Origin of the sequence: Vibrio sp. ER1A, assembly GCF_000733315.1 — a bacterium.
Lineage (GTDB): Bacteria > Pseudomonadota > Gammaproteobacteria > Enterobacterales > Vibrionaceae > Vibrio > Vibrio mediterranei.
The window spans coordinates 1,156,188-1,178,258 of sequence record NZ_JPJA01000086.1 but is presented as its reverse complement, the minus strand read 5'-3'; the positions used below and the strand labels follow the sequence as shown (position 1 = coordinate 1,178,258).

Annotated in this window: 23 protein-coding genes; 10 read left to right on the top strand and 13 right to left on the bottom strand. The window is 44.1% G+C overall.

Translation table 11 applies throughout. The annotated features are described in order from the left end of the window. Positions 1-87: 87 nt before the first annotated feature. The 4 genes from HW45_RS12350 to HW45_RS12335 all read left to right on the top strand — a co-directional run bounded on the left by HW45_RS12350 (position 88) and on the right by HW45_RS12335 (position 5,139). Positions 88-1,710, top strand: a complete 1,623-nt coding sequence (locus HW45_RS12350; protein ID WP_038227193.1) for a dihydroxyacetone kinase subunit DhaK — start codon at positions 88-90, stop codon at positions 1,708-1,710. Between the two features lie 86 nt (positions 1,711-1,796). After that, positions 1,797-3,095, top strand: a complete 1,299-nt coding sequence (locus HW45_RS12345; RefSeq protein WP_051868036.1) for an MFS transporter — start codon at positions 1,797-1,799, stop codon at positions 3,093-3,095. Positions 3,096-3,110: 15 nt separating this feature from the next. Then, a complete protein-coding gene (locus HW45_RS12340; protein ID WP_038227192.1) occupies positions 3,111-4,259 on the top strand; it encodes a zinc-binding dehydrogenase in 1,149 nt (382 codons plus the stop codon). 52 nt (positions 4,260-4,311) lie between these two features. Then, positions 4,312-5,139 carry a hypothetical protein gene (locus tag HW45_RS12335; protein ID WP_038227191.1) on the top strand — a complete coding sequence of 276 codons (828 nt, stop codon included), beginning with the start codon at positions 4,312-4,314 and terminating at the stop codon, positions 5,137-5,139. Between the two features lie 95 nt (positions 5,140-5,234). On the opposite strand, the gene HW45_RS12330 is transcribed toward HW45_RS12335, so the two are convergent. The 3 genes from HW45_RS12330 to HW45_RS28800 all read right to left on the bottom strand — a co-directional run bounded on the left by HW45_RS12330 (position 5,235) and on the right by HW45_RS28800 (position 7,037). Next, positions 5,235-5,588 (bottom strand): RidA family protein, encoded by a 354-nt coding sequence (locus HW45_RS12330; RefSeq protein ID WP_038227190.1) that lies wholly within the window; start codon positions 5,586-5,588, stop codon positions 5,235-5,237. 43 nt (positions 5,589-5,631) lie between these two features. After that, complete coding sequence (locus tag HW45_RS12325; protein WP_038227189.1) at positions 5,632-6,819, bottom strand: hypothetical protein; 1,188 nt, start codon at positions 6,817-6,819, stop codon at positions 5,632-5,634. A 62-nt stretch (positions 6,820-6,881) separates the two neighbouring features. Next, a complete protein-coding gene (locus HW45_RS28800; RefSeq protein ID WP_006074668.1) occupies positions 6,882-7,037 on the bottom strand; it encodes a DUF3012 domain-containing protein in 156 nt (51 codons plus the stop codon). 175 nt (positions 7,038-7,212) lie between these two features. On the opposite strand from HW45_RS28800, the gene HW45_RS12320 reads away from it, so the two are divergent. From HW45_RS12320 to HW45_RS29740, 4 genes are all read left to right on the top strand, one after another. Beyond that, on the top strand, positions 7,213-7,800 hold the full coding sequence (locus HW45_RS12320) for a TetR/AcrR family transcriptional regulator (RefSeq protein ID WP_038227188.1): 588 nt from the start codon (positions 7,213-7,215) through the stop codon (positions 7,798-7,800). A gap of 95 nt (positions 7,801-7,895) precedes the next feature. Further along, positions 7,896-8,927, top strand: a complete 1,032-nt coding sequence (locus HW45_RS12315) for an NADP-dependent oxidoreductase (protein WP_038227187.1) — start codon at positions 7,896-7,898, stop codon at positions 8,925-8,927. A gap of 116 nt (positions 8,928-9,043) precedes the next feature. Continuing rightward, positions 9,044-9,880, top strand: coding sequence for a MaoC family dehydratase (locus HW45_RS12310; protein ID WP_038227186.1), 837 nt, complete (start codon positions 9,044-9,046; stop codon positions 9,878-9,880). Positions 9,881-9,987: 107 nt separating this feature from the next. Continuing rightward, positions 9,988-10,455: a hypothetical protein gene (locus tag HW45_RS29740; RefSeq protein ID WP_197498262.1), complete on the top strand. Its 468-nt coding sequence runs from the start codon at positions 9,988-9,990 to the stop codon at positions 10,453-10,455. A 54-nt stretch (positions 10,456-10,509) separates the two neighbouring features. Here HW45_RS29740 and artM read toward each other — a convergent pair whose 3' ends face one another. The 6 genes from artM to HW45_RS12275 all read right to left on the bottom strand — a co-directional run bounded on the left by artM (position 10,510) and on the right by HW45_RS12275 (position 14,982). Then, positions 10,510-11,181, bottom strand: a complete 672-nt coding sequence (gene artM, locus HW45_RS12300) for an arginine ABC transporter permease ArtM (RefSeq protein WP_006074674.1) — start codon at positions 11,179-11,181, stop codon at positions 10,510-10,512. Then, complete coding sequence (gene artQ, locus HW45_RS12295; RefSeq protein ID WP_038227185.1) at positions 11,178-11,870, bottom strand: arginine ABC transporter permease ArtQ; 693 nt, start codon at positions 11,868-11,870, stop codon at positions 11,178-11,180. The genes artM and artQ overlap by 4 nt, the downstream gene beginning before the upstream one ends. Before the next feature lies 1 nt (position 11,871). After that, complete coding sequence (locus HW45_RS12290) at positions 11,872-12,603, bottom strand: arginine ABC transporter substrate-binding protein (protein ID WP_038227184.1); 732 nt, start codon at positions 12,601-12,603, stop codon at positions 11,872-11,874. Positions 12,604-12,651: 48 nt separating this feature from the next. Further along, a complete protein-coding gene (gene artP, locus HW45_RS12285) occupies positions 12,652-13,380 on the bottom strand; it encodes an arginine ABC transporter ATP-binding protein ArtP (RefSeq protein WP_038227183.1) in 729 nt (242 codons plus the stop codon). 217 nt (positions 13,381-13,597) lie between these two features. Next, positions 13,598-13,930, bottom strand: coding sequence for a DUF5329 family protein (locus HW45_RS12280; RefSeq protein ID WP_038227182.1), 333 nt, complete (start codon positions 13,928-13,930; stop codon positions 13,598-13,600). Continuing rightward, positions 13,927-14,982 carry an MBL fold metallo-hydrolase gene (locus tag HW45_RS12275; RefSeq protein ID WP_051868035.1) on the bottom strand — a complete coding sequence of 352 codons (1,056 nt, stop codon included), beginning with the start codon at positions 14,980-14,982 and terminating at the stop codon, positions 13,927-13,929. The genes HW45_RS12280 and HW45_RS12275 overlap by 4 nt, the downstream gene beginning before the upstream one ends. Positions 14,983-15,136: 154 nt before the next feature. Between HW45_RS12275 and HW45_RS12270 the strand changes: the two genes are divergently transcribed. After that, positions 15,137-15,748 (top strand): TetR/AcrR family transcriptional regulator, encoded by a 612-nt coding sequence (locus tag HW45_RS12270; RefSeq protein WP_038227180.1) that lies wholly within the window; start codon positions 15,137-15,139, stop codon positions 15,746-15,748. 12 nt (positions 15,749-15,760) lie between these two features. Here HW45_RS12270 and HW45_RS12265 read toward each other — a convergent pair whose 3' ends face one another. The 3 genes from HW45_RS12265 to HW45_RS12255 all read right to left on the bottom strand — a co-directional run bounded on the left by HW45_RS12265 (position 15,761) and on the right by HW45_RS12255 (position 18,400). Continuing rightward, positions 15,761-16,615, bottom strand: a complete 855-nt coding sequence (locus tag HW45_RS12265) for a hypothetical protein (RefSeq protein ID WP_038227179.1) — start codon at positions 16,613-16,615, stop codon at positions 15,761-15,763. 6 nt (positions 16,616-16,621) lie between these two features. Beyond that, positions 16,622-17,356 (bottom strand): IclR family transcriptional regulator, encoded by a 735-nt coding sequence (locus HW45_RS12260; protein WP_038227178.1) that lies wholly within the window; start codon positions 17,354-17,356, stop codon positions 16,622-16,624. A gap of 474 nt (positions 17,357-17,830) precedes the next feature. After that, entirely contained in the window at positions 17,831-18,400 is a 570-nt protein-coding gene (locus HW45_RS12255) for a porin family protein (protein WP_038227177.1), read from the bottom strand. Between the two features lie 372 nt (positions 18,401-18,772). Between HW45_RS12255 and add the strand changes: the two genes are divergently transcribed. Beyond that, positions 18,773-19,762 (top strand): adenosine deaminase, encoded by a 990-nt coding sequence (gene add, locus HW45_RS12250; protein WP_038227770.1) that lies wholly within the window; start codon positions 18,773-18,775, stop codon positions 19,760-19,762. Between the two features lie 69 nt (positions 19,763-19,831). Here add and HW45_RS12245 read toward each other — a convergent pair whose 3' ends face one another. Beyond that, the gene (locus HW45_RS12245) at positions 19,832-22,006 is read right to left on the bottom strand and encodes a TonB-dependent receptor (RefSeq protein WP_038227176.1); all 2,175 of its coding nucleotides are present in this window, start codon (positions 22,004-22,006) and stop codon (positions 19,832-19,834) included. Positions 22,007-22,071: the final 65 nt, after the last annotated feature.

Genomic DNA, 22,071 nt, shown 5'->3' with positions numbered 1-22,071 from the left:
AACCTGGCTATTTATTATGACTCCAACGCTAAACGGCACTTGGAAATTTACCAATAAGTAACGCCGTCAATTAACCAAGGGATTAAAATGTCAGATCTTATTTTGAACACAAAGCAATCATTTGTTTTAGATTCTATTTCTGGTTCGCTTTACGCGGCGAAAAACAATAACTTGACCTTATTAGATTTCAATAACGATATTAAAGTCGTTGCTCGTAGCGATTGGAAAAAAGACAAGGTTGCTATTATCTGTGGTGGTGGTTCTGGGCATGAGCCTGCGCATGCGGGGTTTGTTGGCAAAGGTATGCTTACGGCTGCAGTTTGTGGTGATTTGTTTGCTGCACCAAGTGTCGACGCTGTGCTTAATGCCATCCTTCATGTAACAGGGGACTCGGGCTGCCTTGTCATTATCAAGAATTATACTGGTGACCGTTTAAATTTCGGGCTTGCTGTAGAGAAAGCAAAAGAGATGGGGTACAAGGTTGACCTGATTGTCGTTGGTGATGATATCTCTATTCCAGAAAACCCTCAGCCACGTGGCATCGCTGGAACCCTATTCGTACAGAAAGTCGCGGGATTCGTTGCGGAGAGTGGTGGTTCGTTAGGGCAGGTGAAGCAAGCGGCCATGGACGCGCATGAGAACACGGCATCGATTGGAGTCGCTCTGACGAGCTGCTCGCTTCCAGGAGAAAGCAAAGACAGAATTGAGCTCGGTAAAGCAGAGTTAGGTCTGGGTATTCACGGCGAGTCGGGTATTGAAACGATTGAGCTACCGACAGCAAATGAGCTAGTTGCTTTGATGGCTAACAAGTTAAATCAAGCGAAACCTACGACGGAAAATGCCCTGCTTCTTAATAACTTAGGTGGATTGTCGCCGATAGAGATGAATGTTGTTGCGAAAGCGCTGATGGAGTCTGAAGTCGGTCAGAAAGCCAAGTTTATTGTAAGTGGTGCGTTAATGACTGCGGTTGATATGAAAGGCTTTTCGATTTCAACGATCCAACTTTCAGAAACTATTGAGCTAGCACTTATTGCTGATGTAGAGACAGAGTCCTGGCCAGGTGTGGTTGCACATCGTAAGTTGCCAACTTTGGCTTGCGAAAACAGAGTGACTAAGAAGGAATATACCGCTTCCTACGATGAAGAAACTGCGTTGGTGCTGAGAAAAGTCTGCCATTCTATTATCAACATTGAGTCACAGTTAAATCATCTAGACTCGATCGTTGGTGACGGTGATACAGGTTCCACCTTCTCTGCTGGTGCGAGCAAAGTACTGGCTAAACTGGAGGCCAATGAGCTACCTCTTCAAGACATCGCTAAATTGATGACAGCGATTGCCGATTGCTTAACGTCTGTGATGGGCGGTTCTTCTGGCGTGTTGCTCTCTATTCTGTTTACTTCAGCTGGTCGTGACTACGACCTTAATGGCTCATTACCAAAAGCTTTGCAAGCGGGCCTTGATCAGATGATGAAATATGGCGGAGCCAAACCAGGTGACCGCACCATGATTGATGCCCTTTACCCCGCTTTAAATCAGTGGGTAGAGCAAGGGTTCGATGCAGCAATTAAAGCAGCAAAAGCGGGCGCAGAAGCGACCGCTAATATGACAAATGCTAACGCTGGCCGTTCTTCATATCTGAATAGCGACAGCTTATCAGGAACCAAAGATCCTGGCGCATTTGCGGTCGAAACAGTATTTAACCAATTCTAATAATAAGTTAACTCCAATCCAATAATAAACGCGTCAATTAGTGCTGACTAATTGACGCTCATAACCGATGAACAAAAGGTAATAATATGAACAAGTCCAATTTGGCGCGATATTTCCAATTCGCGCTCGTAATATTAGCCGCCGGGGCAGTATTCCCCTTGGTTTATTTAAAAGCGCAATATCAAGAAACAATTCTTGAAGTGTTCCAAATGAGTGTTACCGACCTAAACAATATTTACTCCATTCTTGGTTTGGTATTTATCGCAGGTTATTTCCCTAGTGGTGTATTGAGCGATAAGTTCAGTGCTAAATCATTACTGGTCGTAAGTTGCTTAGGTACTGCAGCAGGTGGTTTTTGGTTTGCTCAAACACCTGAATTTGGTGGCGTAGTAGGGTGCTTTATTGTTTGGGGTATCTTCGCGGTACTTACTTTTTGGTCAGCTCATATGAAGCTCACCAAAATGCTGTCAACACCTGAAGAAGAAGGTCGTTTCTTTGGCTTCTTGGATGGAGGACGCGGTCTAGTCGAGGCAGCTCTGGGTAGTATCGCTCTAGCTCTGTTCACGACGACACTTGGTGAAAGTGTTGCGCTGGCAGATAAAGAGACAGCTCTGAAGTCTGTTATCTACATGTATGTGATTGCGTTAGTCGCTATTGCAGTGCTGGTGGCTTTGTTTGTAAAGCCAGCGGAAGATCGCAATGTAGAAGCTGGGGAAAACGAAAAATTCCGTATGGCTGATGTATCTAAAATCATCCGCAATAAGTTCGTCTGGCTCCAAGGTTTGATTATTTTCTGTGGCTACACGGTTTTCTGGTCAACTTATTACTACGGTGGTCACCTTCAGACAAACCTTGGAATGAGTGCCGTTACGGTAGGTTCAATGATGGTAGGTGTGCTTTGGATGCGTCCAATTGGCGGCTTCTTAGGCGGTTACCTAGCAGATAAAATTGGCAAAGCGACAACGGTCGCGTCTGGCTCAATCCTAGCTTGTATATGCTTATTTTCGCTAGCCATGGTTCCCAACTCTGCGGGCACTACAGTTATCGGCGGCCTAGTGCTTCTAACGGCGGTGTTTGTCTATGTTATTCGCGGCACATACTGGTCTTTACTTGGTCAGGCAAAAATCCCAACAGCACTTACTGGTACCGCAATCGGTGTTATCAGCCTAATTGGCTATCTACCAGACATTTTTATTCCTCAAATGAACAGTGTCCTATGGAGCATGTTCGGCAACGAAGGCGGCTATCGCGCTTACTTTGTGGTCACTGTTATCTTTGGCGTTATTGGCGCTGTCATCGCAATTGCGTTCAATAACATGACTAAGAAAGCAGAAGTCCAATCCAAAACTACACAAGCTCGCAGCGTTGAGCTGCCATCATCATGATTAGAGAGAAAACACATGAAAGTTAATTTACATATCAATAAAGACAAGAATCGTTTTGAAGTTAAAGAAGGCGACAAAACAATGAAGGCAGTGGTCACTATGGGCAATGGTGGCTACGAGATGCTGGAATACAAAGATGTTCCTATGCCGGTTATCAGTGAAGGCGAAGTGCTTATTAAAGTACTTGCAGCTGGCGTGAATAATACCGAAATCAACACGCGACTGGGTTGGTATTCACAGAAGGTGACACAAGGCACGAACAACCTATCTGATGATGAGCATGAGATTGGTGATGCGGCTGAAGAGAAAGACGGTGGCTGGAACGCAGAAACGCCATTCCCATTTATTCAAGGCACGGACTGCGCAGGTCTGGTCGTAGAAGCCAAGGATGAAGCCGACCAACACTTGGTTGGGAAACGTGTACTTATTCGCGCATGTATTCGTCACGAAGGCTTCGATTCAAAAGAGAATATCTGGATGGCTTCTGATTTTGATGGCGCGTTTGCTCAGTACGTGAAAATAACGGCAACGGAAGTCTTCCCTGTGGAATGCGACTGGAGTGATGCTGAGCTAGGCACAATTCCGTGTGCGTATGGCACGTCTGAAAACATGGTGCAACGTTCTGGTGTGAAAGCAGGTGACCGCGTTTATGTGGCGGGTGCTTCTGGTGGTGTTGGTTCTGCTGTAGTGCAGCTTGCGAAACGTCGCGGTGCGTATGTCATTGGTGCTGCCGAAGGCGAAGACAAAATTGAACGTGTACGTTCATATGGTGCGGATGAAGTGATTGATTTTGGCCGACATGCGCTTGAAGTTCTTGGTGAAATGTCGGTAGACGTCATTATAGATAATGTTGCAGGCGAAAACTTCGCAAATAACCTAAAAATGCTGAAACGTGGTGGCCGCTATGCATCTTCAGGTGCGATTGCTGGACCTTTGGTAGAACTTGATTTTCGCACCATGTATCTACGAGACCTAACGCTTATCGGTTGTACTGGTTGGGATGAACCTGTGTTTCCAAGTTTGATCGAAGCGATTGAAAAAGGTGAGATCAAACCCGCGCTCTCTAAAACATTCCCGCTTTCTCACATCGTTGAAGCTCAAGAGGAACTTCAGAGTCGCAAACATGTAGGTAAGCTTGTTCTTATCCCTGACCACGAAGATTAATTTATTCAGGCCGGGGCTCTCAATGCTTCGGCCTTTTTGAGAGGAAATCAAGATGTCTATTTTTGAGAAAGTTCACGAGCTCAAGCACCCAACTTTGACTAAGGAGAACTGGGGTGAAGAGCAGCCGCTTGTGCGATTCAATTTTCTTGGTAAAGAGCTGGATATTAGTCAGCCTTCATCAACATTCTGGGTATATTTACTTGGTGTGATCGTTACGCTAGTTGGTGTTCAATTCCTTGTTATGCAAGATGGTCAAATGTCCCGTATTTGGTGGGGTATTTCGATGATCCTTTGGGGTGTTGGCGCGATCATCGCTGGTACCAGTTATCAAGCATTTGGTTATGAGCTTAAGGCCAAACACAGAGAAGAGTGCTCTTGGACGACATGGTGGGAAGTAATCTATCTTATCTTCCAACAAGTTAGTATGAATGCAATGACGGTTGCAATTGCCTACACCTCAATACCTCCTGAGTCAATTTGGTTCGATATCTTCATTTGGTATGCCGCATTAATGACGGTTGGTTACACCATTATTACGTTCTGGGGAGCGTTTACCGCAACTAAGTCGGTCATCACGTTTGAGTTTATGATGTTCGCATCTTTGCCAAGCTTCATCGCTTTCATTTTCATCAATACTGTTAGCTACATCAAAACGGGCGCGACTTACGATTTGTTATGCATGATTTCATGGGCGCTCATTTATGCCTCTTACTACTTCTATGATAAGTACTGGAAAATGGGTATCGGTGAGGTTCTTTGGAAACAGAAGAAAATATGGTTCTCTGAGAATGATGTGCTTCATGTCATCCTTGTCGTCTGGTCGCTGGTTATGATTGCTGTTCCGTTCTATACATTGGATTACGCTAACTTGATTCAATAATCAGCTTGGTATACGACTAAACTAAAAACGCCTGATGAACGTCATCAGGCGTTTTTGCCAACTATGTTTATTTGAGCATTCAAATTCGAGCCAAGTTACTGACGCTCAGCTGCAACAAATGCAATCTCAACTAGCAAATTAGGGTCAGCGAGTTCTACTTTCACACATGCTCGACTTGGTGCAGTGCCTTCAGCAAACCATTCATCCCATACTTCGTTAAATGCATCAAAATTGGCAAAGTCAGTAAGAAAGATGGTGGCGGATAGAATGCGTGATTTATCGCTGTTCATTTGCGTTAACATCTGTTCTGCTTGTTCGAAAATCTGTTGTGTCTGACCTTTTATGTCGGCAGAGGTGTCCGCTTCTGCGACTTCCACAAAGTGACCGATTCCATTAAATACAGTGATATCAGACCAACGTTTACTTGGGTTTATTCTATTGATTGTCATGGTTTTTTCTCATATCAAAAAGGCGTTGTATTGTACTTTAAAGTTACAAGTAGGCTAAGCTAATTTCCTGCCACTTATCGTTTCCAATAATACCGGTGACTTGGTTTACAAAGGCATCCGGAAGGTTGAAGTCGTTGCCTGTTTGTAACAATGGGATGAGTGTATCGAGAGAGCTTTGATTCGCTTGTAGTTGCTCGTCGAGCGTTTGCCAGAACGCGGGACCTTTAACATAAAACAACGGGTAATATTGCATGTCGTTCTCGATGGATACTTTTTTACCCGCTTCTATCAATCCTACATTTCCAAGGTGCTGAAACTCTTTCGATGCCTTTTCCCAGTTTTTGACGGGCGAAGGCTTGTTGCTTAAGTCGGTAAATTGTAGGGATTTGATAGCGTAATATTCAGCTAACCCCTCTTCTGCCCATACGGGTAATGAGCGAGACCCCATGAAATGAATGGACTCATGGGCTGTCACTTTTGCAAGATGAAACATACTGTCCTTGGCAAAAGCCCCCTTGTCAGTGAGCACATTGCTTAAGAGGATATTGTATCCAGCCGCACCTGAAACATTGCGTTGGCTTTTATCTTTAGAGAAATAGATGAGCTGCCACTGATGCGGTTGTTTGTCGTTAAAGACGGAGCTCAGATAATCTAATTGTTGCGTCAAGTTTTGAAACCATGAACTGTTAGATTTAAGCAGTGGCAAGGCATTACTTTTCACTACGACGGTAGAAGAACCGATATTCATACGCTCATAAGGCATACCCCAAACCACAAAAAGAGGCGGCTGATCTGAGTTAGGCATTGCGCTGCAGACGTTGTTTGGGTCGCAAACTTCAATGTCTTGCCCTTGAATGGTGGGCAGTGAGTTCCATTCGCTCAAAAAGTGCCAGCCTTCATTTGGCTCATAGGTATTAACTTGTTGTGCAGGTTCGAATTCGTCAGATGTTTTTGCTTCAAATCTGACAATCCAGGATATTTGGCGACAGGAAATAGGAGAGTCAAAACTGACGGTTGAACTTTGTCCATTGTTGGAGAGGCAGCGGATGTCAGAGAGATCTGACGAGCTGGTGGTTCGTGGCTTGGAAAGTTGGAATGTTCCAATGTCAGAGGTCTCCGCCTGAATCGTGACTTGCTTTGGGTCGGCGTCGTGAGTAGTTATTTGATACTTAACTGCGGCATGAGTAGAGAAGGAGAGCCACGCTAAGGTGACAATAAGTGAACGTATCATTTTGAAGTCCCATTGTTTTTTTAATGGGACTATCTAAGGCTATTTTGGTTCAGTTAGATTGACTAAAAGATACAATGTTTAGCGTAATCACTCGCTTCGTTCGCTGTCCAGTCGCCTTTTGGTTTTTCTTTCATGTCTTTACACCACGCTTCGCTGCCGACTTCAGTACAAGCCATCAGCGGCAAAGTGAGCAAAAACATCAATACAATTTTCTTCATCATTCCCTCGTTTTTCTGAAGATGCCAGATTGAAAGGGATTGTAACTCAAAAAACAAAGGTAAGTCATGCTTGGGTCACTGTGGTTGCAGTAACAATACGTTTGTACCGAACTGTGAAAGATGATTACATTACAAATCACTAGACGACTGGTCTAATTGTTTGTATGGTAGCGGTATGAATGCAAAAACAAACGAAACAAGACAGCATATCCTTGATGTGGGGTATCAGTTAATACTATCGAAAGGCTTTACTGCGGTGGGTTTGTCGGAGTTATTGAAAGCAGCAGATGTACCGAAAGGGTCTTTTTATCATTACTTTAAGTCTAAAGAGCACTTCGGAGAAGTTTTGATTGCCTCTTATTTTGAAGGCTATATGGAACGTATTGAAGCTCTGTTCTGTAGTGAAAACGGCACCGGTTATGAACGTTTAATGAGCTATTTTAATCGTTGGCTTGATGTTGAATCAGGACGCTGCAATGCCCATAAGTGCTTAGTAGTTAAATTAGGTGCTGAAGTCTCTGATTTGTCTGAAACCATGCGTTCGGAGCTACTGACTGGAGCGGAGCGAATCGTTGCAGCAATTGCAAAGTGTATTGAGTTAGGTACCGAGGATGGCTCTATTGCTGTTCAAGATAGCTTAAGCACTGCCAGTACCCTCTACCAACAATGGTTAGGTGCAAGTCTGCTGAGTAAGCTCAGCCAAGACACGGCACAGTTAAGGGTAGCACTATCAATGACCGAGCAGCTGTTAAAGCATAAGTAATTAATTTATAGCCTGTTTATACAACAGGTTTTTTTATCAAACAAAACTAGACGACTGGTCTAATATTAAGAGCAAAGGAACAAAAGGGAATCAAGATGTCACAAGAAAATAACCGAAGAATTGTCTTAGCTTCACGCCCTGTGGGTGCACCAGTAAACGAGAACTTCCGTTTGGAGTCGACGGTAATTCCTGAGCCAAAAGGTGGGGAGATGTTACTAAGAGCGATTTATTTGTCTCTTGACCCTTACATGCGAGGTCGAATGAGTGCTGCAGAGTCATATGCGGATCCGGTTGCCTTAGATGAGGTCATGGTGGGCGCAACGGTTTGTCAGGTTGAGCAATCAAACCATGAAAACTTTGAGCAAGGTGAGTGGGTTCTGGCTTATACAGGATGGCAAGATTACGCCATATCTAATGGCGAAGGGCTAGTGAAACTGGGTAAGAACCCAAGTCATCCTTCATTTGCACTTGGTATAATGGGTATGCCTGGTTTTACCGCTTACATGGGCCTTTTGGATATTGGTCAACCTAAAGCGGGTGACACTGTGGTTGTGGCTGCCGCAACTGGGCCAGTTGGTGCAACGGTAGGTCAAATCGCGAAACTGAACGGTTGCAAAGTCGTCGGCATAGCGGGCGGCGCTGAGAAGTGCCAGCACGCAAAAGAGGTACTAGGTTTTGATGAGTGTTTAGACCATAAATCAGATGACTTGGCGCATCAACTCGCTGAAGCTTGTGGTAATGGCATCGATGTCTATTTCGAAAACGTTGGTGGTAAAGTATTCGATGCGGTGTTGCCGTTGTTAAATACGGGGGCGCGCATCCCTGTATGTGGCTTGATTTCTCAATACAATGCAACGTCATTACCTGAAGGGCCTGATCGCATGTCAATGTTGGTAGCAACTTTGCTGATTAAGCGAATCAAGATGCAAGGCTTCATCATTTTTGATGACTACGCACACCGTTATGATGAGTTTGCATCTCAGATGGGACAATGGCTTGCAGAAGGTAAAATCAAGTATAAAGAACACCTAGTTGATGGTTTTGAAAATACACCAGAAGCTTTTATGGGCTTATTGGAAGGTAAAAACTTCGGTAAACTGGTTATCAAGATGAACGAGCCGAAATAATCATTCGGCAATCAGGTATGGCATCTAGCGCCTCTCATATTGGAGGCGCTATTTCATTGGAGCAAGACAAGGTAAACTAGGCTCAATCAGTAACTGCCACGTTTACGGTACTTTCAATGCACATTGATGCTTCTCGCTCCAGTCGATATTCCACTCTACTATTCAAAGCCTTACTGAAACGGATTGATTTCGATGCTATTACTTGTATTGGGCCGCTATCGCTAACCAATTCAAACTTCCATTTTGATACAGAAAAGCTTCAGCGTTATAAGGACTATTTCGGCTTTAGCAAAGGCTCCGTACCATTACCGTTTCTATTTGTTGCCACTCAAAATGAGCAATTGCAACTGTTCACTCATCCAAATACTTCTATTCGCCCTCTAGGGTTAGTTCATACCTATATAGAGTTTGAGCAGTTTGATGCGCTCGACGGTGAACAAAGTTACGAGTTTCAATTGGATTTACAAGCAGAGCGAAAAACTGACCGTGGATTGAGTTTTGAATTGCATGGAGCTTTTTATCGCTCAGGGCAGATGATTGCGAGGTATCGATCTGGTTACTTGATGCCGACTAAACGAAAAAACGTGAGATCCAAAAATACTCCTCCTGTGCTGTCGACTCCGTTGCCTGAGCTATCCACGTTTACTGTTAGTGTCAGCCAAGCACGCGAGTACGCAAAACTATCGGGAGACTATAATCCAATTCATCTAGCTCGATGGTCAGCTAAACTGTTTGGATTTAATAGGCCGATCATTCATGGGATGTATATGGTGGCTAAACTTTTGACAACTGGAGCCGATTCAACCGCTCTTCGTAATGTGGGTTTTGCATTCAAGAAGCCGATTTTAATGCCAACGGAAGTACAAGTGGTTCAAGATAAAGAACAAATCTTATGTATTAACAGCGAAGGAAAATACTTTATTGAAATGGTGCTTAACAAGACATGTAAATAGTCAATGTTAGTATTGATAGTAGCGACATTAACATACAATAACAGACAATAAACCGAGTAGACTTTTTGTAGCATAGCGTTCCCCATGTTGTATTCGGAAAAACTGGTATGGTACGCCGCATTGTGTTGCTCATTGTTCTTATCGCAACTAGCTTTACTGTGTTTGCGATAGAAAAATCTGTCAAAGAAGAAAATCATAAGGCTGATGAATGGAAAGGTGATGTTGACGTTACGTTTGCGGGTTGGACTGAGCACTTAACGTCTACGGGCAGAAACCAAGATAACTACATCGTTGGTGTTCGATACAAAAGATGGGAAGCATTTACGCTACTAAACAGTTTTGATACGCGTTCGTATATCTTGTCTTACCACCCTCAGTTCGACTGGACGCCTTGGGCAAAAGTTGGCATAAGATTGGGGGGGATTACAGGATACACAAAAGAGCAGAACAGCGTACAGCTTGGTGGCATCACTCCCGTTGTTGCTCCGACTCTAACATTACATTATAAGCATTTGGGATTTGAAACTGCCCTGTTTACAGATGTGTTGGTATTCTCTCTGAAAGTCATGATTTAAGTGGAGCGCTTGCTCCACTTTTTCAGGTGATATTCTTTTTCAGCGCCAGTGGATTTAGCGTGCCGCTTCAAAAGCCAGAGCTTTTTTCTCAACTTGTCTAAAGATCAAAGTAAGAATGCCATTTACCCCAAGATAGAAAAGCCCTGCCACGCTAAAGACGACGAGTGTATCGTAAGTTTGAGCATTGATACGCTGTGCGTAGCCCATGATATCCATGATAGTGATGGTACTGGCCAGCGATGTGCCTTTAAATACTAAGATTACTTCATTCGAGTAAGCAGGGATCGCTCGGCGAATCGCAAACGGAAGCAAGACACGTAGCGTTGCTTTCATATCCATCCCTAGTGCACGACATGCCTGCCATTGACCTGATGGAATAGCATTGAACGCGCCTTTAAATAGTTGAGTACTGTACGCCGCGGTGTTAAGTGCAAGGGCAAGCATGGCACAGAACCAAGGTTGGCTTAGCCATGTCCACAAAAAACTTTCTCTAATGACTTCAAACTGCCCCGGTCCGTAGTAGACCAGAAAGATCTGAACCAATAGCGGTGTACCAGTAAAAAGAGTGATGATACCACGCGTTAGCCAGTGAACTACTGGCGTTCGAAGAATCAAGCTAAGTGTCATCAGCAACGCAAGTAGGCAGCCTACGATTAGTGCTACAACAGTAAGCTGTAGGCTTGTTTGCAAGCCATCGACCATTTGCCAAACATGTTGTTGATTCATGCTGTGACTCCTTTGCTACCGACGGCCATTTCTTTTGAGGAGAACTTTTTATCTAGTACTTTTACTGCTTTTTGAGTAATCAATGTGATGACAAGATAAATCGCCGCTGCGGTCGCATACCAAGTAAACGCTTCATGTGTCGCCGCAGAGGTTAATTGTGCTTGTTTCATTAAGTCTGTAACGCCAATTAGTGAGACTAAAGCAGTATCTTTTAATAGTACGAGCCACTGATTGGTGAGTCCGGGTAGGGCATGCTTAACCGCTTGTGGCAGCACTATTCTAAAGAAAACACGTGCACGACTTAGGCCTAATGCACTGCCAGCTTCTCGCTGGCCACTGGGTACTGCCTTTAGTGCTCCACGAATGGTTTGTGCTGCATAAGAGGCAAAAATCAACGAGAGTGCGATGACACCTGCTAAGAACGGGCTAACCTCAATGAAATCTCCCGTAATCAAAAACAAGACTTGTGTAGAACCAAAGAAGATAAACAGAACGACTAGAAGTTCTGGCAAGCCACGAATAATGGTGACAATTGCCGTGGTTGGCCAAGAGATGATTTTGTGACGAGACATTTCGCCACCAGCAAAAATGATCGCCAGTACTAAGCCAACCAAAAGGCTGACGAAAGCAAGTTGGATGGTTACCCAACTTGCCTGTACGAGTGACGCTGAGTAACCCGTTAAACCCATATTAATTCCCGAAGTACTTATCGAAGATAGCTTGGTATTCGCCGTTTTCTTTTACTGTTTTAAGTGCTGCATTTAGCTGGTCAACCAATGCTTGGTTGTCTTTGTTTACAGCGATGCCGAAGCCATTACCAAAGTATTTTTGGTTAGTGATTTGGTCACCAACATAAGCCAGTTTGCCATCTTTCTTAAACCATTCTGCGACAACTGCCGTGTCGCCGAATACGGAATCAATACGACCATTTTGCATATCGATGAACGCATCTTGGTAACTGCCATAAGGTACGGCTGTTACGCCTGGCATTTGCTCTAAAAGGTAGCTTTGGTGTGTTGAACCGTTTTGAACACCTACACGCTTTCCTTCTAATACTGCTTGTGATGCAACCTTACCTGTCATCGCTACGAAAGCCGCTGAGTTGTCGTAATAAGCATTGGTAAAGCTTACCTGCTGCTGACGGGCTTCAGTAATGTCGATACCAGAAATCGCTGCGTCGTAGCGTTTGAACTTAAGTGCAGGAATTAAGCTATCAAAGGCTTGGTTATGGAAGCTACATTTGGCTTCAATCTGTGTACATAGCGCGTTAGCAAGGTCGACATCAAAACCTTGGATCTGGTTATTTTCATCGACATATTCGAATGGTGCGTAAGTCGCTTCCATTGCAAATTTGATTTCTTGTTGTGCCATTGCGCCGGTAGAAGCCAGACCAATCAGTGAAGCAAGTAACATTTTTTTCATAATAATTCTCCATGTCAGATTGCGATGAAACGCAATCTCCATTGTTATTCAGTGTGTTAAGTAGTCAGCAAAAGCTTGAGTAGCAGGTTTTTTAAATGCGTCTTTTGTCCCATGTTCGATGACTCGGCCTTTTTCGAGATAAAGAACATGACTGGCAATTTTTTTAGCAAAATCAACTTCATGTGTAACCACCACTTGGGTGATGCCCGTTTCGCTCAACTCATTGATAATATTGACGATCTGAGTTGTGATCTCAGGATCAAGCGCCGCTGTTGGTTCGTCAAAGAGCAAGACTTCAGGTTTCATCATCAATGCTCTTGCAATAGCAACACGCTGTTGCTGACCACCTGATAGTTGTAGTGGCCACGCATCGGCTTTATCAGCGAGTTGAAGTGTAGAAAGCATTTTTAAGGCTTCTTGTGTGGCTTGCTCTTTCGAGACGCCTGCAACCTTAGTGGGTGCTTCAATTAAGTTCTCCATTACCGTCATATGCGGCCAAAGGTTGTACTGTTGGAAAACCATCCCGACTTGCTTGCGAAGCGCTAGACCTTGTTTTTCAGATACTTGATGATCGAAATCGTAGTTATTATTCGCAATACTGAGCGCACCGCCATCTGCCATTTCCAGCAAATTTAACAAGCGAAGTAGAGAGCTTTTACCAGCACCACTCGGACCTAAGAGAACCAAGGTTTCCCCCTTGCCGCAATGAAAGCTGACATCGTGCAAAACTTGCGTCGTGCCGTAGAACTTATTGAGGTTGTTTGCTTGAATACCCATGCTGATTTACTGCATTAAAAATCATTGTGTGAACTATACTATCAGAGGTGTTATTTATGCAATAAAAATGTATAAAAATTTTAATTGTTAAAATTATGTATCGATTTTTGGTTGAAAATTAGACATCTCTATTGTGTGGGTCAGGGTGAATATCAGGGAGGAGGGGCATAAGAAAGGCGCTTGGTTTTCAACCAAACGCCTAGGCATCAAAAGAATGTTACTTCAGTTTTAATTGTTGAGTTAGCCAGTCAACACTTGTAGTTTGTTTACCTTGGCAGATAACGTAGTAGGGTGTGCCGGTGAACCAACTTTTCGACGCTACTTCTTCAACAAATATCTGAATAGAGGCTACATCATCCTTAGCGTAGTTCCACTTTCGGGTTAAGTGTTCTGCTGCTTCTTTACCGTTATGGCTATCACCGTTACGTATAAAGTCGCAATCAGATTGTCGCATTTGATTGATCAGGTATTGTACATCTTCCTCAGTATTGGCGAAGGCGTTGGAGCCTATCAGCAGTCCACCTATCAGAAGTGAGTGAATTAGCTTCATTGATTCCACCATTGCTTAATTGGCATTGGATTGTGAATTTCCAAACGCTGTCCAATTTCTGGCGAGACCATAGTGACCCCGCGTTCCTGGCTTATCTCAAGGGCTCTGTTCATCGGTTCATGCCAATCGTGCATGGACAAATCAAAAGTGCTGTTGTGAATAGGCATCATGACCTTACCTTTAACGTCGATATGGGCTTGAACGCTTTCTTCAGGGAACATGTGGATTTGTGACCACAACTTGTTGTAGGCGCCAGTTTCAATCATAGTAAAATCAAAAGGTCCATATTTCTCGCCAATCTCAGCAAATCCTCCAAAGTAACCAGAGTCTCCAGAAAAGAACACCTTGGCTTGTAGACTGTTAATGACCCAGCTACCCCAAAGGGTAGAATCACGGTCCGTTAAGCCACGACCAGAGAAGTGCTGAGTCGGTGTCAGGGTATATGTGATACCGTTGACCTCATGCGATTCCCACCATGCAAGTTCGGTAATCTTGTTTTTAGGTACTCCCCATTTCACAAGATAATCACCTACTTTTAGTGGCACAACAAAGTGATTAACTTTATCTACCAGTGCTTTGACTGAGGCTTTGTCTAAGTGGTCGTAATGGTCGTGACTGATGATAACCACATCTATCTGCGGTAAATCTTCTAGGGATATTGGCGTCTTATGAAAGCGTTTAGGCCCAGCCCATTGCACCGGAGATGCTCTATCGCTGAAAACTGGATCTGCCATGACCAACTGGCCATCTAGCTTCATAATAACGCTAGAATGTCCTAGCCGATAAACCACATCTTGTTGCTCACCCAACAATTGTTCTGATGTCATCACATGTACCGGTAAGTCGAAGGTCGGAGTTGGGGCATCGCGCTCAGTGGTGAAATAAGACTTCATGATCTTAACGATGTCGCTAAAGCTCGATTGGTATTCCAACTCAGTATTGACGTATTTATCTGGATAACGCTCGGGGTCTTTCTCTGTGTTGCTGCAAGCGGTTAAGGCAGTGGTACTCATTGCTAGAACTCCTATTGAGGCGATTAGTGACTTTCTCATGATATTTCCTATCGCGACTAAAAGACTGGCTGTAAAGAGAACGATAGCTAAAGTCTCTTTGTAAACTATCCAGTGTAGTTTACTTTTAAAATGTGAAAAGTAAACTGATTAGTGTAAAATACGGAAAGAAAAATTTGAGTTGTCGAGTAACCCAATGACAGAAAAGAAAAAAACGCGAAGCGAGATGAAGCGCGAAGCGATTATTGAGGCGGCTAAACACGCGTTTCACGAGTTTGGTGTACATAATACGAGTATGGATAAACTCGCGGCGATGGCCGGTGTCTCGAAGCGAACGGTATATAATCACTTCGAGTCAAAAGAAGTATTAGTTATGAGTTTGCTATCGGATTTGTGGCGACAATCTATGATGGATGTTGACTTGCAACCTTTGGCGTCGATGGATCTCAAACAACAGCTAGTCTATTTACTGTCGCATGAGATAGGCATCTTGAACAATCCTGCTTATATTGATTTGTCGAAGGTTGCGTTTGGACATTACTTTTATCGACCAGAGGAACTGAAAGCCCAAGCGGACAAAATGTCGAAGCAAGAAACTGCCTTATACAAATGGTTAGAGCACAAGAATGATCAACAACAACTGACTATTCCAGATATTAGTGTGGCAAGCGTTCAGTTGCATAGCATAATTAAAGGTAGTTGCTTCTGGCCACAATTAATGGGAATGACGGACACGTTGACCGACGAAGTTGCTCAGCAACTTGCGCTATCTACTGCTGAGCTCTTCTTGGCTCGCTATCAGGTATAACGATTGATATATCTAGGAAAAGAACAGCCCTGTTTCTTGGACAAGAAGCTGGGTTGGTTTAGAGTAAATGTGTTGTTCCTTAGCACCCACAAGCTGAACTAATAGCACCTTATCTGAAGCTAAACACTGACGTAGCACTCGCAATACCATAGCCACATCGAGCTTGTGCTTCTCTAGGTTTGAGTTGTGTCTCGAAATAGAAGGCAGATCGATGGTTACAACCAGTCTGTCGCAGTGACTGATAAATCGCGCAAGCTGCTCTTTTATCATTGCTCGATTTCTGTACACCACTTCATTTGAAAGAAGCCAATCACATCCCATATCTTCCGCGTACTCTAACTGTTTTTTGTTGCAGCGATTATTGTCGATGCCGATATGAAAAGCGCGGCACTCATTATATCGGTTAAGTGCGAAATGCAGCATTGAACCGACTGTGACATCAAGACATTGATCGAGTAGCAATGCTGCGTTGATGTTTACAATACCAATTTCATCTTTGTCGATCAGTAGATTGGGAATAATGTCGAGCAAGGTTTCGTGGCAATTGGTAATGACGAGCGGCATTGCACCAACCGCAAGTTGCTGGTTGAGTTGACCAGTGAAGTCGCGTTTCGCAACCGGGCTTTCGAAGTAAGGTCTTTCGGAGCAGTAACTACCCAGAATCGGATAATGGCCAATTTTTCTCATTGAATGAGAATTTTGTTGTGAGCTTAACCAGTCGTAGGCGGTTTCTAGGAGGGAGTCAGCGTCTTCAAACTGGGCATTATTCATAGGCTTGATAGCTTCAGATACCGTGAATACGGAAAGTTGGCTCTCTAAAGCAGGATGATAACGACGTTTCCAGATTTGTTTGAAGACGTTGAGCATGATGAATTACCTTTCTGGTGGCAGCGCCCTTGCTGCTTGCAATACATGTAGAATGAATCTGTCCTTGTTGGCTTCTACACGATAGGCAGGAGCCATAATGGAAACAGCACCAATTAATTTCGAGCCTTTCATTACTGGCGCACTGATGCCCGTTACCCCGGGGTCGAACTCAGACGTACTGATGGCAAATCCCTGACGGCGAATCTGCTCCAGATCCTTATTCCAATCAGTGACGTTTTCGTGTTCACCAAAATGACGCAGTATTTTTTCGCAACGAGATTCTGGTAAATAAGCCAGCATCACTTTAGATGAAGCCCCGCGAAGCAAAGGTTGGCTCTGTCCTCTTACATAGCTGCAGCGAAGTGCTTGCGCACTCTCTTGCAAGCTGACACATAGAGCACGATAGCCAACTGGTACCATGTAAGCTGACATCTCACCAGTCTGCTTTTGTAGTCGGAACAATATGCTCTCTATTGCTTCTAGGTTGTGTGTACTCGACTGATAGCTGTGCATCAACATCAGAGCAGCTGGACCAACAATCAGTGTTTTGTCGTGTGGACTCTCTTCAATAAGGTTCCACTCTTTAAGCAGCTTTATATGACGATAAAGACTGCTGAGAGGAACGCCGAGTTGAATGCTTAAATCTTTTGCTGAAACAGGCGTATCAGACACGGCAACTTGCATTAAAAGTTGCAGTGGCTTTTCATTAACCTGAGTAGTGGGTTGCTGTGTATTTCCCATATCTGTGTTATCTATTATCAAAACCAATTACGCAATTTATATTCCTACTGAATAAGAAAGGAAACAAAAATCTTGCGGCTCATTCTCATTAGGTGATAAATGCAGGGTCTGGCAAGGAATGGAAGTTTGCCTCACGTCAAGTTAGGTCAAGTACGGGCAAAGAAAGGTCCAGATGAGCCAATATAGGCACACCACATTCGTCACCTATATATTTTTCAGTAGATGACTATGACCGTTTCTTCTTCCCCAATACTCGGTTTCGCTATCTGGGTGTTACTCCCAGCGTGGATTTTATTGTCGAAAATGAAGGCTGGGCCGGAAGTGTAGGCGTTAGTCAGATTCTTCAGGTTGATTGAAGTGGGGCTACATCTATCTTCAAAGCGGGTTGGTCTTTTTAGGCCGGCATAAATAAAAAGCCACTTCGAGGGAAGTGGCTTTGATCGTTGTTAAGCTAACTGACGTGTTTTGGATAGCTTAGAATTTGTATGATGCGCCTAGGTACAGAGAACCAATGTTAAGTGTGTCACTATTATGTTCCTGAACGCTCTCGATTTTGAATGCGTCAGCTTCATAAGCTAGACGAATACCAAGACCTTCAACTTGTGCTGGCATGTATTCAACACCGATACCGTAACGGAATGCTGTACCTGTATCACTAGTGAATAGTTTGCTGCCTGCCTCGTTTAGATCCAGGTAAGATAGACCAACAGTAGCAAATGGACGGAAGCCGCTGTCAAATGTGTAGCCAAGGTTTGCAGTTAGCGCTAGAGCAGTTGGATCCCACGAGTATCCGTTATCTGCTTCCGCTTTACCATATTTAGTGTATGAACCTTCAAGAGAAACGATACGGTTAAAGCTGTAACCGCCATAAGCTCTTAGGGCGTGGCCTGCATCAATTGAGCCTTCATTTTTCTCGTCTAGATTCTTGATTTTACTTTTTGTTAAACCATAACCACCACCCACGTAAAAACCTGGATCTGCTGCGCCTGCAAATGCGCTAGTTGCGAATAGAGCTGTTAAAGCGAGTGCCACTGCCTTTTTCATTCTGATACCTTAAATAGTCTTGTAACTTGTTTCGGGGCGTACTCTAAAGAGTTTCGAATCTGACGTCTGTGTAGGAAATGTCGTGAATTGTGTGGGAACTGTCTGGTTGTGTGGAGCATGAATATCTATGAACTCCACTTTTCAAAAGCAAACGTTTAACCGCAAAAAAGTGAACTATCTCACTAAAAAATAGGCAGTTGAGGTGGCTTTGTATTAGATTAATCAGTATAAATGCTCTCCATTTCCTTGAGCTCTTCGACGTGGCTCATGTATGTTTATGTAACAAGTGCATACACTTGTCGCCTTTCTGCATGGAGCCGGAATGAGTAAATGGAAGAATGAGGCTTATCAATGATTCCAAGAGAGGTAACGATGAACTATAAACAACTACCCAAAATCGACCTTCACTGTCACTTAGATGGCAGCGTGCGACCTGAAACCATCATCGAACTTGCCTCTATCCAAGGTGTTGATATTCCCTCTCAGGATATTGAAGTTGTTCGTGACTTGATGATTGCCCCTGAGACGTGCCCAAACTTACTCGAGTATTTAAAGCGTTTTGATCTACCTTTATCTGTGATGCAGACCAAAGAAGCCTTGGAACGTATCGCCTTTGAAGTCTATGAAGATGCGGCACTTGAAAATGTTAAGTATATGGAAGTTCGTTTTGGCCCTCTCTTACACAGAGAGCAAGGTCTGAATATTGAAGAAATCATCAGCTCAGTAGTGGCTGGTATGAAACGAGCAGAAAAAGTACACGGCATTAAAGGCAACATTATTCTGTCTTTGCTACGCCATATGCCAACCGATGAGATTAATGATGTTATTGATGTTGGTGCTGCGTACCTAGGTAAAGGAGTAGCAGCATTTGACCTCGCGGGTGGAGAAGAGCTTGGATTCTGTGAGAAATTTGTTCCGTTTGCGAAATATGCAAAAGAGCAGGGTTTGAACGTCACGATTCACGCTGGTGAACAAGGCGAAGGGCAGAACGTTTACGATGCCATTACCATGTTAGGTGCAGAGCGTGTGGGACATGGCATTCATATCGCCACTCATCAACAAGCGTTTGACTTAGTGCATGAAAAACAAGTGGCGTTAGAAACGTGTCCGAGCAGTAATGTACAGACAAAAGCGGTGGAAAGCATGACTGTACACCCGATTGAGGATTTCCGTCAGCGTGGTATTCCAGTCACCATCAATACTGATAATCGCACCGTATCGAATACGACAATGACGAAAGAAGTTCAGTTGGTAATTGAGCAGTTTGGATTGTCCGAAGAAGACTATATGCATATCTATCGCAATAGCGTTAATGCTGCTTTTACTGACGATGCGATTAAGCAACAGCTATTAGCTATATAGTTGCCGGTTCGAATGTAAAAAGCCCGCTTCATTGAAGCGGGCTTTTTTATTGCTCTGTGTTGCCAGTGATTAAAAATCGATTTCGTAACCTAGACTGAATGTTCGACCACGGCCAGAGAAGTAATACGCATTGTGGTGGCGTATCTGGCTAAAGTAGTTAATGTACTGCTCGTTCAATAGGTTTTCAATACCGACACTGATACGACCGTAACGCTGCATATCGTAGAACATAGACACATCCATCAAGCCATAGCCGTCAAACTGCTGTGCACTACCGGCATCGTTTTGCTCTTTACTTCGAGAGAACATATGGTTGTATTGTAGGCGACCATTCCAACGGTCAGAGAAGCTGTGGTTGACCGCCATCAATAGGCGATCAGGAGACAGGTTCTTAAGATCCATGTCGCTATCCACCGAGCCATCTTGATTGGTATCTACTTGACCTTCTACGTGAGCATACAGTGCCTGAATCTGCGTCGTAGGCAAAATATTGTAGGTCGCGGTGAACTCGTAACCTTTAATATCGGTGCGTTGGCGCACAACATCATAAGTACCGCCGCTGTTAAGGCTTAGGTTCGCACCATCTTTAGCGATAGACATATAAGTACTACCACTAACAAACCATTTGTCATCGCTGTAGCTTAGCCCCACTTCGTAGTTATCCGTTACAACAGGTTTCACCGCCGGCATGGTGTTGAAGTCGATAGGTGCACCGCCTACAGGAGCAACGACGGTTGGGCCTCCGATCCAGTTACCACGCAGTACGCGTCCAATGTCTGGCAAGCCGAAGCCTTGGCTAAAGCCAACGAATGAACTGATGTTTGGGGTAAAGTCATAAACAGCGCCAGCATTAAAGACGGCTTGAGAAAAGTTTTGCTCTCCGCCAATAATATCAACCTGACGATGCCCTGCGTTACCATAGCCCCACAAGGTTTGACCATCTGCAACCGTTACTTTGGTATTCTCAAAGCGAACACCACCTGAAAGGCGTAGAGAATCGGTGACTAGCATATCGCCCTGAACAAAGGGAGCTAAGCTCTGGTACATCATATCTGGAGTTACATCTTTACCAGATTGAGTGAGTTTTTGCTTAGTGGTATCTTCCAGACCGTCTAGACCAACGACCCAGCTGTCATCCCAACCTAGAAGATCGGTTTTGACATAACTTAGCTTAAAGCCTTTTTTGGTCGATACGATAGCGCCTTGATCGTATTGTTTGCTTGCGGTGGGCCACCATGATGCTTCACCAAATACCGCTTCAAAGTCTTGGTAAAAGGCTTGGAATTTCAGCTCGCCACCAAAGAAGTCATAGTGGTCATAACCAAAGTTATACAGTTCCGCATAGTTTGACGTAGGATCGCCAGAAGGTGTGCCCGGAACTACGGTTCCCGGAATGCCATTTTGCCAGTCGCCAGGAACACTAACGTAGTTCTGGTTGCCTTTTAGTTGGTAGCGACTAGCACTGAAGCTGACGCGTTGATTGCCGCCATCAAAGTTATAGCCGCCTTTAGCGAGAAAGTTTGTGGCATTGGAATCTTGCGTTTCACCTTGGATAGAGTTCATGCCGATTGGGTTGCCATTACCATCGTAATACAACCCTTGTTGCTCCCACGCACCGCCAATAAAGAGATCGTAATCTTCGTCATACTGACTTAGATTGTAATAGACTTTACCACCTGTACCATCTTCCTTTAGGTTTGAGGTTACACGTGTTCCAACGGTCTGCTTCCAATGGTCGCCTGGTTTAGCACTTTTTGTCACGTAGTTAATGATACCGCCAGTGGCGCCGTTACCTTGTACGGCACTTGCCCCTTGAACCACTTCCACACGCTCAAGCATTGAAGAATCTACGGTGTAACCGTTACGGTTACCATTGCGAAGTGGGTTATTTTGCGGAACACCATCAACCATAATAAGTGCAGTACGTCCACGAAGGTTTTCACCTTGGGTAGAGAGCTTTTGTCGACTTGGCGTCATGCCCGGAACTAGGTTGGCGATAACACTGGTTAGGTCATCGGATACCGCAGTTTGTTGTTCCAGTTCTTTTTCTGAAATGACATGAACTGAGCCTGGAATTTTATCTGTATCTTGACTATAGCGGGTCGCAGTAACGACCATATTTTCGTCAGTTTTTTGTTTGTTTGTTGGCTGTGATTCGTTTACCTCTTCTGTCGCAAATGCTTGTCCGATTGACAGAGCGAGAAGCGAAAGGGAGACGACTTTCTTCCCAGTTTGATTTGCCATGTGTCCTGATTACCACTGTGTTTCTCATTAGGGTGGCGATATTAATGCTTTTGATAATAGTTATC

What these genes read in the sequence shown, in the direction of transcription:
- HW45_RS12350 (WP_038227193.1), top strand. Translation starts at nt 88, where the DNA reads ATGTCAGATCTTATTTTGAACACAAAGCAATCATTTGTTTTAGATTCT.
- HW45_RS12345 (WP_051868036.1), top strand. Translation starts at nt 1,797, where the DNA reads ATGAACAAGTCCAATTTGGCGCGATATTTCCAATTCGCGCTCGTAATA.
- HW45_RS12340 (WP_038227192.1), top strand. Translation starts at nt 3,111, where the DNA reads ATGAAAGTTAATTTACATATCAATAAAGACAAGAATCGTTTTGAAGTT.
- HW45_RS12335 (WP_038227191.1), top strand. Translation starts at nt 4,312, where the DNA reads ATGTCTATTTTTGAGAAAGTTCACGAGCTCAAGCACCCAACTTTGACT.
- HW45_RS12330 (WP_038227190.1), bottom strand. Translation starts at nt 5,588, where the DNA reads ATGACAATCAATAGAATAAACCCAAGTAAACGTTGGTCTGATATCACT.
- HW45_RS12325 (WP_038227189.1), bottom strand. Translation starts at nt 6,819, where the DNA reads ATGATACGTTCACTTATTGTCACCTTAGCGTGGCTCTCCTTCTCTACT.
- HW45_RS28800 (WP_006074668.1), bottom strand. Translation starts at nt 7,037, where the DNA reads ATGAAGAAAATTGTATTGATGTTTTTGCTCACTTTGCCGCTGATGGCT.
- HW45_RS12320 (WP_038227188.1), top strand. Translation starts at nt 7,213, where the DNA reads ATGAATGCAAAAACAAACGAAACAAGACAGCATATCCTTGATGTGGGG.
- HW45_RS12315 (WP_038227187.1), top strand. Translation starts at nt 7,896, where the DNA reads ATGTCACAAGAAAATAACCGAAGAATTGTCTTAGCTTCACGCCCTGTG.
- HW45_RS12310 (WP_038227186.1), top strand. Translation starts at nt 9,044, where the DNA reads ATGCACATTGATGCTTCTCGCTCCAGTCGATATTCCACTCTACTATTC.
- HW45_RS29740 (WP_197498262.1), top strand. Translation starts at nt 9,988, where the DNA reads ATGGTACGCCGCATTGTGTTGCTCATTGTTCTTATCGCAACTAGCTTT.
- artM (WP_006074674.1), bottom strand. Translation starts at nt 11,181, where the DNA reads ATGAATCAACAACATGTTTGGCAAATGGTCGATGGCTTGCAAACAAGC.
- artQ (WP_038227185.1), bottom strand. Translation starts at nt 11,870, where the DNA reads ATGGGTTTAACGGGTTACTCAGCGTCACTCGTACAGGCAAGTTGGGTA.
- HW45_RS12290 (WP_038227184.1), bottom strand. Translation starts at nt 12,603, where the DNA reads ATGAAAAAAATGTTACTTGCTTCACTGATTGGTCTGGCTTCTACCGGC.
- artP (WP_038227183.1), bottom strand. Translation starts at nt 13,380, where the DNA reads ATGGGTATTCAAGCAAACAACCTCAATAAGTTCTACGGCACGACGCAA.
- HW45_RS12280 (WP_038227182.1), bottom strand. Translation starts at nt 13,930, where the DNA reads ATGAAGCTAATTCACTCACTTCTGATAGGTGGACTGCTGATAGGCTCC.
- HW45_RS12275 (WP_051868035.1), bottom strand. Translation starts at nt 14,982, where the DNA reads ATGAGAAAGTCACTAATCGCCTCAATAGGAGTTCTAGCAATGAGTACC.
- HW45_RS12270 (WP_038227180.1), top strand. Translation starts at nt 15,137, where the DNA reads ATGACAGAAAAGAAAAAAACGCGAAGCGAGATGAAGCGCGAAGCGATT.
- HW45_RS12265 (WP_038227179.1), bottom strand. Translation starts at nt 16,615, where the DNA reads ATGCTCAACGTCTTCAAACAAATCTGGAAACGTCGTTATCATCCTGCT.
- HW45_RS12260 (WP_038227178.1), bottom strand. Translation starts at nt 17,356, where the DNA reads ATGGGAAATACACAGCAACCCACTACTCAGGTTAATGAAAAGCCACTG.
- HW45_RS12255 (WP_038227177.1), bottom strand. Translation starts at nt 18,400, where the DNA reads ATGAAAAAGGCAGTGGCACTCGCTTTAACAGCTCTATTCGCAACTAGC.
- add (WP_038227770.1), top strand. Translation starts at nt 18,773, where the DNA reads ATGAACTATAAACAACTACCCAAAATCGACCTTCACTGTCACTTAGAT.
- HW45_RS12245 (WP_038227176.1), bottom strand. Translation starts at nt 22,006, where the DNA reads ATGGCAAATCAAACTGGGAAGAAAGTCGTCTCCCTTTCGCTTCTCGCT.